Annotated in this window: 16 protein-coding genes and 2 pseudogenes; 5 read left to right on the forward strand and 13 right to left on the reverse strand. The window is 58.1% G+C overall.

The window, feature by feature from the left end; translation table 11 throughout:
• Window positions 1-578 precede the first annotated feature (578 nt).
• Window positions 579-1,127, forward strand: a complete 549-nt coding sequence (locus XH79_RS39490) for a hypothetical protein (protein WP_271530757.1) — start codon at window positions 579-581, stop codon at window positions 1,125-1,127.
• A gap of 4 nt (window positions 1,128-1,131) precedes the next feature.
• Here the strand turns inward: XH79_RS39490 and XH79_RS39495 are convergent, their stop codons facing one another.
• From XH79_RS39495 to XH79_RS39530, 8 genes are all read right to left on the reverse strand, one after another.
• Window positions 1,132-2,907, reverse strand: a complete 1,776-nt coding sequence (locus XH79_RS39495) for a phosphoenolpyruvate hydrolase family protein (RefSeq protein WP_271530758.1) — start codon at window positions 2,905-2,907, stop codon at window positions 1,132-1,134.
• A 37-nt stretch (window positions 2,908-2,944) separates the two neighbouring features.
• Window positions 2,945-4,057 carry an ABC transporter ATP-binding protein gene (locus XH79_RS39500; protein WP_128948333.1) on the reverse strand — a complete coding sequence of 371 codons (1,113 nt, stop codon included), beginning with the start codon at window positions 4,055-4,057 and terminating at the stop codon, window positions 2,945-2,947.
• Complete coding sequence (locus XH79_RS39505; RefSeq protein ID WP_128948332.1) at window positions 4,057-4,884, reverse strand: HAD-IIA family hydrolase; 828 nt, start codon at window positions 4,882-4,884, stop codon at window positions 4,057-4,059. Before XH79_RS39505 ends, XH79_RS39500 begins: the two co-directional genes overlap by 1 nt.
• The gene (locus XH79_RS39510; RefSeq protein WP_128948331.1) at window positions 4,877-5,647 is read right to left on the reverse strand and encodes an SDR family NAD(P)-dependent oxidoreductase; all 771 of its coding nucleotides are present in this window, start codon (window positions 5,645-5,647) and stop codon (window positions 4,877-4,879) included. The genes XH79_RS39505 and XH79_RS39510 overlap by 8 nt, the downstream gene beginning before the upstream one ends.
• Window positions 5,644-6,567, reverse strand: coding sequence for a ribokinase (locus XH79_RS39515; protein WP_245471720.1), 924 nt, complete (start codon window positions 6,565-6,567; stop codon window positions 5,644-5,646). Before XH79_RS39515 ends, XH79_RS39510 begins: the two co-directional genes overlap by 4 nt.
• Before the next feature lie 14 nt (window positions 6,568-6,581).
• A complete protein-coding gene (locus tag XH79_RS39520) occupies window positions 6,582-7,442 on the reverse strand; it encodes a carbohydrate ABC transporter permease (RefSeq protein WP_128948329.1) in 861 nt (286 codons plus the stop codon).
• A gap of 12 nt (window positions 7,443-7,454) precedes the next feature.
• A complete protein-coding gene (locus XH79_RS39525) occupies window positions 7,455-8,417 on the reverse strand; it encodes a carbohydrate ABC transporter permease (protein WP_128948328.1) in 963 nt (320 codons plus the stop codon).
• Between the two features lie 67 nt (window positions 8,418-8,484).
• Entirely contained in the window at window positions 8,485-9,870 is a 1,386-nt protein-coding gene (locus XH79_RS39530) for an ABC transporter substrate-binding protein (RefSeq protein ID WP_128948327.1), read from the reverse strand.
• Window positions 9,871-10,060: 190 nt separating this feature from the next.
• Here XH79_RS39530 and XH79_RS39535 point away from each other — a divergent pair, with 190 nt between their 5' ends.
• Window positions 10,061-10,387, forward strand: coding sequence for a hypothetical protein (locus XH79_RS39535; protein ID WP_128948326.1), 327 nt, complete (start codon window positions 10,061-10,063; stop codon window positions 10,385-10,387).
• A gap of 7 nt (window positions 10,388-10,394) precedes the next feature.
• Here the strand turns inward: XH79_RS39535 and XH79_RS39540 are convergent.
• The 4 genes and pseudogenes from XH79_RS39540 to XH79_RS43175 form a co-directional block, all read right to left on the reverse strand.
• Window positions 10,395-10,538, reverse strand: a pseudogene (locus tag XH79_RS39540) (IS3 family transposase); the annotation flags it as partial.
• Window positions 10,539-10,559: 21 nt separating this feature from the next.
• Complete coding sequence (locus XH79_RS43170; protein WP_333921997.1) at window positions 10,560-10,718, reverse strand: transposase domain-containing protein; 159 nt, start codon at window positions 10,716-10,718, stop codon at window positions 10,560-10,562.
• Between the two features lie 22 nt (window positions 10,719-10,740).
• Window positions 10,741-10,971, reverse strand: coding sequence for an IS66 family transposase (locus tag XH79_RS43365; protein WP_442868953.1), 231 nt, complete (start codon window positions 10,969-10,971; stop codon window positions 10,741-10,743).
• Entirely contained in the window at window positions 10,952-11,473 is a 522-nt protein-coding gene (locus tag XH79_RS43175; RefSeq protein WP_333921999.1) for an IS66 family transposase, read from the reverse strand. Before XH79_RS43175 ends, XH79_RS43365 begins: the two co-directional genes overlap by 20 nt.
• A gap of 1 nt (window position 11,474) precedes the next feature.
• Here XH79_RS43175 and XH79_RS39550 point away from each other — a divergent pair, with 1 nt between their 5' ends.
• Entirely contained in the window at window positions 11,475-12,275 is an 801-nt protein-coding gene (locus XH79_RS39550; protein ID WP_128948324.1) for a GH12 family glycosyl hydrolase domain-containing protein, read from the forward strand.
• A gap of 231 nt (window positions 12,276-12,506) precedes the next feature.
• The gene (locus XH79_RS39555) at window positions 12,507-12,815 is read left to right on the forward strand and encodes a GNAT family N-acetyltransferase (protein ID WP_164937368.1); all 309 of its coding nucleotides are present in this window, start codon (window positions 12,507-12,509) and stop codon (window positions 12,813-12,815) included.
• Between the two features lie 279 nt (window positions 12,816-13,094).
• On the opposite strand, the gene XH79_RS39560 is transcribed toward XH79_RS39555, so the two are convergent.
• A complete protein-coding gene (locus XH79_RS39560; RefSeq protein ID WP_128948322.1) occupies window positions 13,095-13,463 on the reverse strand; it encodes a hypothetical protein in 369 nt (122 codons plus the stop codon).
• Window positions 13,464-14,072: 609 nt separating this feature from the next.
• On the opposite strand from XH79_RS39560, the pseudogene XH79_RS39565 reads away from it, so the two are divergent.
• Window positions 14,073-14,203, forward strand: a pseudogene (locus XH79_RS39565) (Ku protein); the annotation flags it as partial.
• Between the last annotated feature and the right edge of the window lie 981 nt (window positions 14,204-15,184).

Consider the following 15,184-nt stretch of genomic DNA (forward strand, 5'->3'; position numbering starts at 1 on the left):
GGTGATTGAGGGCCGTGTGACGATGGAAGCCGCCTCCCATTTGGATGGACTGAGGCGAGCGTCAGCTGGCGACGCTTTGATGGTTTGGGCTCCCCCGCATGGCGGCGCGCTCCGAGACAAAAAGATGCCGCTGCCGGAGTTTTCCAGCAGCGGCGCTGAGTCAGGGAGGAAAGCAGACGACCGGTCTGCTAGCGGATTCGTCAGGCGCAGCGATAGCTCGCCCGCAATTTTTAGCCCAGACGCTTCACGGGCCCTTTTTCAGAACGAGCCGAGCTCGGGCCAGCATCGGCAAATCGTATCCGGCAGGCGAGGACAGACGCGGAGAGGCCACTCAAGCATACCGCAAGCATGAACAGTGATGACGGCCCTTAGCATCCATCGCTTCCAGCCGAGCCCGGCTCCCTCGCCGAGGGAAGACATGACATTGCTCCTCCAAGATCGACAGTGGTGGTCTAGACCTCGATGGAGCGGCGTGTAAGATCGGCGAAACGTTCAAATGGGTAGAATTGGGTAGAACCGTGAGAGCCAATGTCTTAGGTCGCCTTGTCGCAAGTCTCTCCTCGTCTCGCGGTGATCAGATGACGATCTATGCTCCGTCACTGCGGACCCTTCCGCAGAATGCCATGTTCGTCATGGCTACACTTCCCGTCATCGACTGGAACGACTGTCTCCTGCGAGACTTGCAAACGAGCCCCAAAGCGCCCCCTTCCTGCTACGCGGCGATCGTCATGATCGATCCGTTTGCCTGCTGGGAAGACCTGGTAGATCTGTTACAGGATGCAAAGATGACCGGAGTGACAAACTTTCCGCCTGCCTCCATGATTGAACGGACACCGGCAGGAGTGCCGATCGATCGCGGTCAGGAGCTCGAGCTTCGGAGAATGGAGTGGTTTGCAAATCGCGGGTTCAAAGTCCTGTTTGTCGCGGCAAACGAGTCGGAGATGAGAGCAGCAGAACAACGCTTGGGTTCGCAGCTGGGTGGGTTCGTCTATCTGCGTCCCGATGCGCTTGCGCTGCCGATTGGAGCGGACATAACGCTCGTAAGCCTTGGCTCTCAAGGAGCGTCCGTACCGAAATTCGCGCTGGAGCATGCAGCCACATCCAAACAGCCGCTTCGACGAGCATGAAGCGTTATTCGAGGATCCGCAGCTTCTTGATTTTGTTATAGAGGGTTTTTCGCGAAAGCCCGAGAGAGCGGGCAGTCTTGCCGCGGTGAAGCCTGTTTCTCTTCAAGCCCTCAATAATCCAGTCTCGCTCCGAAAGAGAAACGGGCGGCCTTGCATGTGAGGCTGTGTCCAAAAGCGGCCTTAGCACCTCACCGGTGATGTGACTTGCTGGAAGGGTTACGAGCTGGTTCACGACCTGCCGCAGCTCGCGCAAATTGCCCGGCCAGTCGTGCCCGGCGAGCGCGAGAAATGCAGAGTTTTCGATTGTGAGCGTCTGGGCGCTGGAATCCCCCTTTGCTTCGACCGTGAAGTGTTGAATGAGTTGCGGCAAATCTTCAAGCCTGTCGGGCAGCGAAGGTAATTGGACATCGAGGCCGGTAAAAAGGGCGAGAAGCCGCGCGCACAGAACCGTTTCAAGGCCAGCGCCGCGCTCGACCGTGGCGGTCGCAATGATCCGGGCATTGGAACGCATCACAGTTACCCCGTTCAGAGGGGTAAATCCGCCTGTCTCGAGGTAATCGGCAAGCCGCTCCTGTCCATCGCGCGAAAGTTGGTCGACATGCAGTAGCACGACGGCACCGTCACTCGACGCCTCCAGGAGTGACAATTGGCGTCTGCCGCTCTCAAGACGCTCGGCGCCGAACAACGGGCCAAGTATATTCATCGCCGGACCGAGGCGGCAATGGAACAACGCCGTTTTGGCGTGCCTGCGGTCGCTAAACGCATGAACCAGGGTTGCTATTCTCCGCTTGCCGGAGCCAGCCTCCCCCCAGATGAGGACTGGCCTGGGGGTCGCCGCAACGCGTTTGGTGATCTCAAGGATACGCTTCATTGCCGAGGACTGCGCGATCACGCCGTGCCTGAAACCACTTAACTGCAGCTGTCGTTCGAGCAGATCCACCTTCTCGCGCAACAGGTGGATGGTCTTGAAGCCTGATGTTACCTCGAGGACCGACATCTCGAGAGGCACGCGGTCCAGCGAGGAGCCTCCGATGAACCCCTGGATTCCGGTCTCGCGGCAGATGTCGAGGAGCTCGTCCGGCTTGGTGATGGGGCCGCCCCCAAGCAGGCAGATGGTGCTCTTGTTGACCGATTGAGCAACGCGCGCAACGGCATTCGTACGCGCTGCAAGTTCAGACAGGCTGATCGACGGATCGGCTCCGCTTTCAACCGCGCGGTTGAGATTGAAGTTGATGCAAATGGCCTCGGCGCCCGCCTCGACCATGCGACGCGCTTCGGATTGACTGCGCGAATAGGCAATCGTCATCAAGCCGCGTTTTGCAGCTTTCACGAGGAGCTCGATTTCCCGGGAGTAACCAAGACCACACTTCTCGAGCAATGACCTGCGCTCATGGTCGATGTGTATGACCGATGGGAAGTTGGTCACACCGGCAAATCCCCATTTGATGATCCGATCGAGCCAACGATCAAGATCGAGCTCAGGGTCGAAGGTACAGGCGCCGAAGAAGACTGGCAGTTTGGTACTTGGGAGGATTTCGGTCCGTCCGAAGTTTGCTACGAATTCATTACTGTTGCGGATTGGAAGGATCGAGGCAGGCGAGGCCCCACCCATGGCACGAAAACGGCCCGCATTGAGCGCGAGCACGAAGTCGGCCCCCGCCCGCTCGGCGGCCCTGGCGGTCATGCCCGAGCCGATCCCCGCACCAAGGACAAACGAACGGGAATTGCGGAAGAACTGCCTGATACCGGCTCCCTTCACCTCAGCCGTCCGCGTGTCCATTCTGAGCCGCGCATCATCGTACGGCTCTACGTCAAGACTACCTCCAACTCGCCGGTGCGTGCAACCGCCGTACCGCCCTTCCATTGCTCATGAACAAGTGGCAATCGGCTGGAGCGGCGGTGAGGGTGAGCCGGCTAGCGCCTTTGGGCCAACCGGATTGTGGTGCCCTGGCTACTACGGTTTCGTTTCCTGCATTACCGTAGATATACGTGACGCTGCCGAGATGCTCAACGAAATCGACTCCGAGTTCAATCGCGATCTCCTGCTGCCCAGGCGCGGACGAGGAGAAGTCATCCGGACGAATTCCAAGGGTGACCGGCTTGCCAACCAGCATCTGGTCCGGATGAACCGGAACGGAGATCGTCGGACCGGCGTCCAACCGGACGTCCACGCCATGTTCGCGGGCAGCCGCGACCATACCGCCCAGGAAGTTCATCTTCGGCGAGCCTATGAATCCCGCCACAAAGTGCGAAGCGGGGTTGTGATACAGATCGTGCGGGCTGCCGACCTGTTCGATGTTGCCGTCCTTGAGCACGACGATCTTGTCAGCCATGGTCATGGCCTCGACCTGGTCATGCGTCACATAGATCATGGTATTTCCGAGCTGCTTGTGGAGCTTGGCGATCTGAACCCGCATCTGCACGCGTAGTTCGGTGTCCAGGTTCGAGAGCGGCTCATCGAACAGGAACACTTTTGGCTCGCGCATGATGGCGCGCCCGATTGCGACGCGCTGGCGTTGGCCGCCTGAGAGTTGTCGAGGCTTGCGATCCAATAAATGGTCGATCTGCAATAGCGAGCCAGTTTTGGCTATCTTGGTGGCGATCTTGGCTTTCGAGGCTTTGGCCATGCGCAGAGGAAAGGCCAGATTTTCTCTGACCGTCATATGCGGATAGAGAGCGTAGCTTTGAAAGACCATGCCGAGGTTGCGATCGGCCGCATCGATGTCGTTGACGAGCTCATTGTCGATGAGGAGCCGCCCACCGCTGATGGGCTCGAGCCCGCCAATCATGCGCAAAAGCGTTGACTTGCCTGACCCGGATGGACCGACGAAGACGACAAATTCGCCGTGATCAATCGCAAGGTCGATATTGCGCAGGATCTCGATCGTCCCATAGGCCTTCCTGAGGCCTTCCAGGCGAACATCGGCCATTATGCCCTCCTCTGTTGCGGGCGACCCGAGCGCGCGGCACTTACCTCAACGTCGCGCAAGGTCGTTACGGTGAAATCGGGGGCCATTAGGGACGGGTCATGACGCATCGGCACACCAGTTGTAACCAGCACCGTAGCAAGCCCCGCTACTTTTCCGGCTTGAATATCCGTTGGAATCTGGTCTCCAATCATAATCGTCAAAGCGCGGTTCGTACCGAGGCGTGAGAGCGCTGTCTCGATCATCGGCACTTGCGGCTTTCCGACGATCGAAGGCTGCACTTGCGTCGCGGCAGCCACAGCCGCAATCGCAGCTCCTGCCCCAGGCTCGAACCCGCTGGCCGTGGGCAAGAGAAGATCAGGATTGGTTCCGATGAAGACAGCGCCGTTGAGGATCGCCTCAACGGCAATTCGCATCTTCTCGTGAGTAATATCCCTGTCAAGCCCCATCACGACAACTTCGGGGTTTCGCTCAGTGACCTCCAGCCCGACATCGCGCATGGCCGTGACAAGCGACGGAGCTCCGATGACATAGACGCGCGTCAATTGCGGATAATTCGTTCGAATAAGTTCTGCAGCCGTGATAGCGCTTGTCACGACCTGTGACGGCGAGATCACAAGCCCGAATCCTGTCAGCTTGCGGACGACGTCCTCCGGGGTATGCGTGGAATTGTTCGTCACAAAACAGAACGGCACGCCGACTTTCTGCCATCGCGTGAACGCTTCTATCGCATCCGCGATTGCGGTGCTGCCGCGATAGACGACGCCATCCAGGTCGGAGATGATCCCTTCTATTGGCGGCCAGCCGATGTCGCAGCCATTGCTAACCATTCATCAGCATCCCGCCATTCACATGGACAATCTGCCCGGTCATATAGGAGGCTGCGGGGCTAGCCAGGAAAACCGCGAGGCCTGCGATATCCTCCGGCAATCCGACCCGGCCCAGTGGAATCCGGCCACTATGACGCGCTTCGGTCTCCTCTCGCGGACGCCCATGCATGGGCGTATCGATAATCCCGGGTGCAATTGCGTTGACGTTGATCTTGAGCGGAGCACATTCATAAGCGAGCAGCTTTGTCACATCGTGAACGATGGCTTTTGACAAGCAATAGTCGGCACCGCCAGCCTGGTAGTTGAAAACCGCGCCTTGAGATGACAACGAGGACCCGACATTGACGATGCGGCCGCCCTTGGCCTTCATGAAGCGCTCGATCGCTAGCTTGGCACAGCGAAGCACCGCGACGGAATTGATCTGGATGGTTTTTTCAATTCGATCGGCATTGCCGGTCAGAAGCGGCTGAGCCGATTTTATTCCGGCGTTGTTGATCAGGACATCGAGCCTGCCGAAGCGCCTGGCGATCTCATCAAGCACCCTGCCGACATCGTCTTCTCGTGACACATCCATGCTCATCGGCAGGATGCCGTTGCCGTACGGCAGGTGCGTCAGAATGCTACGGAGGTTTTCCACATTTGCGTCGGTTGCCAGGACGTTCGCACCGGCTTGACGGAAAGCATTTGCAATGGCTGAGCCAATGCCTCCACCCGCACCGGTCACGAGCACGGTCCTGTCTGCAACTGAGAACTGTTCGGTCATTCCAACTCCAGGATAGTTTGAGACTTGAGAAACTCGTCGACGGCTTCGCTGCTTGGCATTGCGCTTTGCGCGCCGCGTCGCGTTACACACAGCGCCGCTACGGCAAGGGCCTTCCTGACCGCTTGGCGGATCGGTAGGCGCTGAGCAAGGGAGGCTGCGAAGGCTCCATTGAAGGCATCGCCCGCCGCAGTCGTATCAACGACCTTCACAGGAAATGCCCGGAGGGCAAAAGACGCGCTGGCATCGGCGTAGTAGGCCCCCTGCGCACCAAGCGTAATCAGGGCTGCTCTCGGGCCGAGATCGAGGAGCTTTCCGGCCGCATGAGCGGCGCTGTCGAAGTCGTGCACCTCGACGCCGGTGAGCTCGAAAGCCTCGGCCTGGTTTGGAGTGACGAAATCGACACTTCTCCACGCCTCCGACGACAGGCCGGCCCTCACGGGGGCCGGATTGAAAATGAGCTCGAATCCCTTGACGCTCTTCATTGCAAAGAGGTGATTGAGTGCGCCGACCGGCATGCCCATCTCGGCAACTACAATTGCGTCCCGTTCAATGAATTCGGCGGCCTTTTCGACCATGCTTGGTGTGACATTTGCATTGGCTCCGGGGTCTATGACGATCATGTTGGAGCCGTCGTCACCGACCAGGACGAGAGCTGAACCCGATATCTCCCCTGGGCACACCGCAACTGCATCGAGACAGACACCTGCCTCACGCAGCGCTTGCAGCAACGATCGGCCGGCATCGTCATCGCCAAGTCGGGTGTAGAAGCTCGGCCGAACGCCCAATCGAGCGGCGGCGACCGCCTGATTGGCGCCCTTGCCTCCCGCATTCCGCTTCAAGCCTCCCATCAGGCTTTCACCGGGCGTTGGAAGCCGCTCGACGGTGAAGCAGAGGTCGAGATTGGTCGTTCCAAAGAACATCAATCGTCTCGGGCTCATTTCACGGCCCCGAAGGTAAGACCACGTTCGAGATGACGCTGGCCAAGGATGATCAGGACGACCGGCACAATCATGGTCACCACCAGACCCGCAGCCATGACTGGATAGAACTGAACGCCCGGATTGAGCAGCTTGAGGAGAGCGACGGTGACGGGCGCTTTCGTCGAACTGAGGATCAGGCCGAGAGCGAAGTTGTGCCACGCAAGCAGGAAAATGAGCAATGAAGCGCCTATCAAGCCGGGCTTTAGAAGCGGAAGGACGATGTGCCAGACCACGCGGAATGGTTTTGCACCATCCATGGCGGCGGCCTCCTCAATGTCCTTTGGGATGTCCTCGATATACGAACGGCTGAGCCAAATGATCATCGGCAGCGTGACGACCTGATAGACCCAGATCATACCGAAATAGGTGTCATAAAGGCCGACTGTTTGGAACACACTGAACAGCGGTATGACCACAAGTAGCGCCGGCGCGAAGCGGAAGCCCAGAATGAAGAATGCGATGTCCTCTTTCATAGGGATATCACGCCTCGCCAGGACGTAGCCTGCAGGCACCCCGGCGATCAGCGATACGAGCACCGCACCAAGCGAGATCACAACGCTATTGGTGACCGGCGCCAGGAAATCAACCTTGATGGTGCCGTAGCTGGTTGCCCCGGCCTGGGCTGCATCAAACAAAACGCGGAAGTTTTCGAAAGTCGGCGTGAAGATGAAGCGCGGTGGCCAGGTCATGACCTCGGCCTGCTGCTTCAGCGACATGATCACGATCCAGACCAGCGGAAATGTCAGGATCAGCGTACAGGCAACAACCAGCAGATTGAGGAATAAGCTTGCCGGCGTTGAGCGATTTAAACGCATCTCAAGCCTCCTCTAACTGACACGCTGCCGGACCAAGCGCCACAATTTTACCATGGCCAAGGTCCCGAGAAGTACGATCAACCAGTTGACGACCATGAGCGCGGCACCACGCCCGAAGGCAAGATTTTGAAAGGCTGTGATGTAGGCGCGGACCGAGAGCACGGCGGTACTGTCACCCGGGCCTCCTTGCGTTGTCCCGAAGATGATATCGAACTGATTGAGCGATTCGATCAGCCGAAATACAGCGGCGATCAGGATGTATGGCGCGATGAGCGGAAGCTCGATATGGAGGAAGGTTGCCCAACCCTTCGCACCATTGACCCGCGCGGCTTCTCTGACCTCATGGTCGATGCCCTGCAAGCCGGCGAAGATGATCAGCGCGAAAAATGGCGTGTAAGTCCATATGTCGATGAGAACCAGCGACAACATCGCTGTGCTGGCGTCCGAAATCCATGCCAACCGGCCGATCCCAATAAGCGAGAGCAAGTAGTTCAGGATCCCATTCTGCGGATCCATCATTGTGGTCCACATCAAGGCGACGCTCATTGGCGGCAGAACCAAGGGAAGGAGAATGACGGGTCGCATCAGCCGGGCAAGGAACACCCCACTTGCGAACAATTTGGCAAGCGCAAGCCCGGACAACGCTTCCGCGAGCACGGCGGAGCAGGCATACGCCATTGTCGCCCGCACGCTGTTCCAGAAATCCTGGGACTTGATCGCCACTTCATAGTTGGTGAATCCAATGAAGCGAACCAGGGGACGACCAAACTTGAGATCGGTCAGCGATTGAAAGATCCCATAGAAAAACAGAAAAAGAAATCCAAGCAGGATAATGATCGCGGGCGCAATCGCAGCAAGGCTCCACCAGTCAAGCCCATGCTTTTCGGCGTTTTGCACCTGCTCGTCTTTGGACGATGCCAGTTGGCCTGCCGATGATTGTAACGTCACGGTTGCGTCGGTGCCTCGAAGGTCCATCGCTCACTTCTCAAAAGCTACTCGGGCGTGATGGGGGCGGCAAACCCTTATGCCGCCCCCGATCGCCTTACATGGAAGAGCGGATCTCGGAGGCGAGGCCGGTCAACGTCGCCTTCACGTCCGCGCCATTGACCATTTTCTGCATGGCGACTGCCCAGGCGTTCATGGCCTCGGCAAACCCTACGCGCGGCGTAAAGGCGAGCGCCGCCCTGTCCTGCACGCTTTTGAAGGTATCCACGAAGTTCGTGAATTCCGGTTTAGCCGCATAGTCGAGCCAAACCTTGTCGCTCCAGGTCGAAGCGCGCGGAGAGTTGACGAGCTTCCCGGCGACGGCTCCGTTCAGCTCGACCTGCTTTGACGTCGCCCACTGAATGAACAGCCAGGCCGCTCCCTTTTTCTGGGAGGCAGCATTCATGGCCAGGGACCAGATCCAGATGTTCGATTCGAAATTCTTGCCGTTCGGAGCGCGCAGCGGGGGAGCGAATGCGATCTTGCCCGAAGCGGGCTTGCCGGCAACATCGTTCCAGAATCCGAACATGTTGGAATCGATCGCCATCGCGGTCCGGCCCGAATTGATGCCATCGACCACCTGGTACCAGTTGTCGTTGGCAAAGGACGGAGCAGCGCACTTCTTGATCATCTGCACATAGTCCTTGTGGAAGGCGAGCGACTCGGGCGAATCGAGACCGGTTTCCAACTTGCCGTCCTTGACGACGAAGTCGTGCACACCATAGGACTTGGCAATCGAGATGGCGGCCGTGTGGATACTGCTCCAAAAGCGCACTCCCCGCACGCCCAGGGGTGTGATCGCGGGATCCGCAGATTTCAGCTTTTCGCATGCCGCGGACATCTCCGGCGGAGTTGTGGGGACCTTGATACCGTGTTTATCCAGAATGTCCTTGCGGTAGAACAATTGGATGTTTTCGAAACCGTGCGGGATGGCCCACACCTGACCCCGGCCGGCCTCGATCTGCCCGCCGTTGATCTCCCATGTCAGCGCGTCACGTAGTGCGGGGAAAAAGTCCTTATAATCATAGCTTGCCGAGGTGAGCTTGGGATCGTTCAAATAACGATCGAGCGGCTCGAGCAGTTGACCGGGGGCGAGATCCCAAGCCGGCTGAATCCCCATGCCGACGATGTCCCACGAGGGTGACTTTGTGCTCAGCTGGATGGTCAGCTTATTCCAGTAGGCGTCGTCCGGATAAAGCTCAGGCGTCACCTTGATGCCTGTCAACTTCTCGAAGTCAGGCAGCTGTGCTGCGACCGCGTCAGCATAGGGATGGATGTCATATGCCCACACGATCGAAGCGCCCTCGAACTGGCGCCAGTTGATATCGTCCCCTTTGGCCTGGCCGAAAGATGCGGCCGCCCCAGCCAAGAGAGCTGAGCAAATCAGAGCGGTTTTGAACAAATGAGCCGAATGGCCGCGCAAAGCGGCTTGCGTCCTTGGCATTAATCCCTCCTCCGGGCTCTTTGGCCCGCCAACTCGCGTCCCCCTCCTCTTCCAGGGTCGCGAGTATCGGGAACGCTAACCGTCATTTTCGGCCCATATACGCCCATTCAGATCGAAGTTGGGTAACATTGGGTAAGTCAAGAAGACAACGTCGCACGAGCCGCTTCACGAAGCGGTGGGAGATGATCAAGTGCAGGCGCATGGTCAGGCGCCGCGAAACCAGTCCCGCAACGACTGGTCGATAGCCAAAGACTGGATCACAGAGAACATCACACTTCCGAGCGAAGTGACCAAGAACGGCCGCACGCACGTGATGCCGCTAACGGTTGCCGCAAAGCACTACGCATATGCGATGTGGCGTGAGGACTTTGCACCATACCTAGATCCGGACGAGATGATTTGGGGCTTGCACCGGAGCGCTTTTGATATTCTTTTTGAGCGCTCAGCAAAGCTCGCTCGAACGCAGGAGCGGCGTCTAAACGTATACTTCGAGATGGCCATCCCGGACGGCCATTGAAGTTTTAGATGAAGGCATTCTGCCTCGGCTTGCCGGGCGCGATGTAGTGCCAGGCGACGCGGCTCCGACCGGCCTATGTCACGATGGCGTTGCTGGTAAATTCAGTGCCGTTGTCGCTGACCACCATTTTTGGCTCGCCGCGCTCGATGATCGTAAGCGCTTAGCCGCAACCCTATTGATGCTGGCTTGAGGTTTTGCGGAAGGGCCATGGCATGAGGTCGTCGATTTCGCTTTGGGGATGGTCGGCAATGATCGCCGTGAGCGTTTTGGCGATGTAGGCGACCGGGTTGATGTCGTTGAGCTTACAGGTCGCCACGATGGGTGCGAGCAAGGCCCAGTTTTCGGCTCCGACCTCATGACTGGCGAAGAGCGCGTTTATTTTTGGTCAAGCAGATTGGCGGGATCGCCTTTTCAACCGGATTGGTGTCGAGCTCGAGACGCTCGTCATCGAGGAAGCGCGTCAGCCAGGGCCAATCTGACGAAGCGCCGGCGCAAATGGCTCCAGCAATGTACGAGCACCACGGCCCTTGCGGTCGGACAACTTCGATCAGCCGATCATAACCGTCATAGGCATCGCGTTGCAGGAAGTGTCCGTTGAAGCGTCCAGGAACTGCTCAGCGAAGGCATCCGGGCATATCGGAACGGCACGATCGGCGGATTTGGGCCACTATGGCTGCGGTCGTCGGAGACGATCGCCCAGAAGCAGCCCTTCTTCGTTTGACCACGCCCGCGATCGAGCACCGGCGCCGTGGTTTCAATCCATGAACAAGCGATCCGCCGCTGCCAGATGGCGGCGCATGTGGTCGGCAACGGGCTGGAAATGGAAGCAGCGCGGCCTGACCAATTGCCCGCGTCACTCAGATGGCGCCAGAGTCGCGCCCGATCATGATCCCGGCGGGCTCGCGATGACCATCGGGAAATCCTTCTCGTTGCGCCACGTGCGTGGGTTGGAAAAGTAGCGGCCAGGCGCGTACCGTGCACTCGCGCACTAGTCAGCTTCTCGAAAGCCAACCGTCCTAGAATTCGAAGCCGATCTTTAAGGGCCAACCGAAGAGGCTTTGTTCTCATAGGAGCAAGGGAGAGCATAATGGATTCCAATCGGATAAACGGTGCCGGCTTGCCAGAGTCCCCAACGGGGTACGCCCACTCACAGGAGCATCATGAGCTTTTCAGGCAAGCTGTAAAAGACGTCGGGCGGCCGGTCGCCGCTGTACCGGCAAAGCCCCCGATTTGGAGTTCGAGCGCTCCGTACGGGAACTTTGCACGCGATGGCTACTCCTGGAACAACGACGTGTGGGGCAGTGGTGCCGGGCCTCAGACCATTTCGGTGTATGGAGCGAACCGGTGGAGCGTGTGGTCGAACCAGCCTCGAACTGGTGGCATCAAGAGCTATCCGCATGAGGCCGTCCATATCGGGAAGCCGCTCAGTGCAATCAACACCTTGAGCTCGACCTTCAATCAGGACGTTCCTAAAAGCGGCGCTTGGGACACCGCCTATGATATTTGGGACAGCTCAAACCAGCACGAGATCATGATCTGGACAAACTACACTGGAAACTCGGACGGTAGCGGCAACGTTAAGCCGATTTCTTATCATTATCGGCAGGATCCCTCCGGGGCCGCGATCCCGGTCTACACTAACGTCGAGGTGGGAGGGACGACCTGGAACGTGTTTGAAGGGAACAATGGTCACAACGTCATCTCGCTCGTGCCCACTTCGAAGAGCAATAGCGGGACAGTGGACATCAAAGGCATCCTAGAGTGGATCAAGTCGAAAGGCTACTTCGGCGACATAAACGTCGGTAGCGTCCAATACGGCGTCGAGATCACCTCGTCCCCAGGCGGAATGGACTTCAAGTTCAATAACTGGACCGTGACCTCAAAGTGAAGATCCAGTTCTGTTCGCCTCGGCCGTTCTCGAGGCCACCGGCAGCAAGCGCGTGAGGCCTTGCCGAGGGTGATCGGCTCGCTCTCTCCAGAATCAGATGACAGACGATATCCAGGTACGGCGCATCGACGCCGACGAAGTCGATAGGCGTTTGGAGGGTCTCGCTGACATCCTCATCGACTGCGTCGCCCACGGCGACTCAGTCAGCTTGTATCTCGACGACGTGCGCTGGTGTACTGGCGTAGCATTGCGGACGCGGTCATTTGCAATGAAAGCGTGTTGCTAGCTGCGGAAGATAGCACAGGTCAGATTGTTGGCACAGTCCAGATGGTACCTGCCGCCTTTGCGAACCAGATGCATAGCGCTCAAGTCGTCAAACTCCTGGTTGGAAGAAGTGCACGCCGTCGCGGTATCGGGCGCTGGCTGCTCTCGGCTGTCAGCGAGTTAGCACAAAAAGAGGGAAAGATGTTGTTGACGCTCATCACGACCACAGGTTCTGCTGCCGAGCGTCTTTACGCCAGCGATGGATGGCAGCGGTGATCTCCGTTGAGAAATCTGCGTCTTGCCCCCAACCCACTCCTCCAAGATAGGATGCCGCAATCGTCCCATTCATCTGCGCTGGCGTGACCACTCATCAGGACGTAGCTTTGATAGTCACCGTTGATTGTCAATACCAGACGATGGTCTTTGCCCCGTGATGAGATAAGTCCATTCGCGTAGATCTTAATAAAACCGTCTGATGCGATCGCGGTCGCCGGAAGGATGATCCATCTGGCGGTGAAGTTTTACCAGGAAGACCTGAAGCGCCGGTGGAGGTCGTCATCGGTCATGCTTATCTGATCGCGACCACCGGCCGGCGTATTGCCCAGTTGCAACGTTCCTGCATGGACGTCGCTCGGATCTTATTCCCCGCCGGTTGCGCTCAACGATAGCTATAATCAATTCTTCAGTGGCGATCAGAGCCAGCTCCATTTTTTCCTTAACAATAGTCGACGTATCTCGACCGATACTGTCGAGGTGGTTCAGGGCCATCGCTTTGAAACTATGGGCTAGGCGCTCCTCGGCATCGTCGCGTGCATAGTCTACAATAGTATCCAGGTGGGCGACGATTTCAGCCCGTTGCTCGGTCGGTTTTGGTCCGTCAAGCAACGTTATCGCTCGAATAAAGGACTGCTCAATAGGGATCATATCAGGTTTCCTTTGGACCGTGGTTGGAAGCAGCGATTCCAGTTCGCACCGTTGGTGAAGATTCAGCGGAAAGGCGGGGCGCTCCGAAAAACGGGCAGCGCAGACGTGTTTCGGCGCTCGCCCCGAAAGCACTGTCCCTACCACCAGCCGTCGCCCTCGGAGTTAGGAAGGCTGGCCACCTCGGCCCCCGAGAGACTGAACTCCCAAAGGGTGCTGCCAATTATCGCGGAGAAGGACTGCAAGGCACCTACCAGGATTGGTCGGCGCCGATCTCATGTGGTCCGCGATTAGCCGGCTGGTGTGGTATGGGGTCGTGGCCATGTGTCCACTCGATTCTAAATTGGTAGTTTTCCCCTTGAACGAGAACCTAAGCGTCGTGACCTGCCTTTCCGTTCGCGTGGGCGGCATCGACCGCGGCGCGGATTGCCTCCTTCTGAGTAGCGTATGGGTCGGCTATCGTCGCTCGCATTCATTTTGGCCGCGCCGTGGAATCGTATGTGGTGGCTGACTCACGCAATCTTTGCTGACGCTCTGCAGGCCGGTCGCCGACAGACGGCAGCCTCGCGAGCTGAGGAAGAAGGCCTGGTCCTTCGGTTTGGGAAACACAGTATCGCCTTCGACCAGCTCAACCGCCAGACGGGACACCGCATCAAGTACGTGAAGGTCGACGCCGACACCGGCGACGAGGTGCCGAACGAAGAATCGTCAGGGGCTACGAGCTCGAGAAGGGTCAGTACATCTAGGTCTCGAAAGAGGAGCTCGAGGAGATCGCGCTCGAATCGACACGTACCATCCGACGCGCAACTATTACGGTGACGATCCGCTGGGATACGTCATCAGCCTGACAACTTGAAGCGTCGACACCGACAACGATCCGAGATCGAAGATGTTGATCTCTCTCGGAGAGATTTAATCGCGTTAGGTCTTCTCGAACCTCGAGCGGGCCCACGTCCCGTTCGGCAGCCCAATTTTCAACCCTCTGGTCTACGTCATCCTCCGCATGAGCTGAATCTGCCACGTCATAGACTGTGAGCACTCCGTCCCGGTGCGCCCCGGCCTCGTTTTCGCCGAGAGCCAGCGCGCGATGTGTGCGGCGCGGGCAGCCGAACAGTTCAGGCAGCGACAGGGGACGGCCGCGCAGACCAAGGCGGCGGTGGCACGGTCGGACGGCGAGGAGGAAATCAGACGCCTCCACGCGGATACGTCCCTGTCATATGATGATCGTGCCGAAATGGTCGAGCAGCTTCGGGCAGGCGCAACGATCACCGCCTTTCCAACTCCTATGGTCGCCACCTGGCGATAGCTTCTTCGTCAGCTTACCGACAGGTAAGTGCTTCAGAGGTTACAACGTATCGTATGGACTAAGTCTACTCAGTCCTGGCAAGGGAGTATGGAATGGATCCTTTCGAGGCAGGACAGATTCTGCGCGGCGATGGGATCTCTTCGAACGAACAAAAGGGCAGGAGCGGAGATCCTCCCTGATTCGCTCCAGTATCTCGAGCTCAGCGACAATCAATTGACGAGTCTGCCGGAGGGCTTCCCGCTATGCTCCATACTTTCGCCGTTAGGGGCAACCAGCTAACCAGCTTACCTGAAGCGCGCCCGCCCGGGCTCGTGCTCCTCCTCGCTAACCATAACCAGCTAACCAGCCTACCCGAGAACCTACTGACGCATTTGAGCGCTGGTGCCGAGTCAGATGTGTCTGGAAATCCGCTGCCGGA

The organism is Bradyrhizobium sp. CCBAU 45389, assembly GCF_028128625.1.
Lineage (GTDB): Bacteria > Pseudomonadota > Alphaproteobacteria > Rhizobiales > Xanthobacteraceae > Bradyrhizobium > Bradyrhizobium liaoningense_B.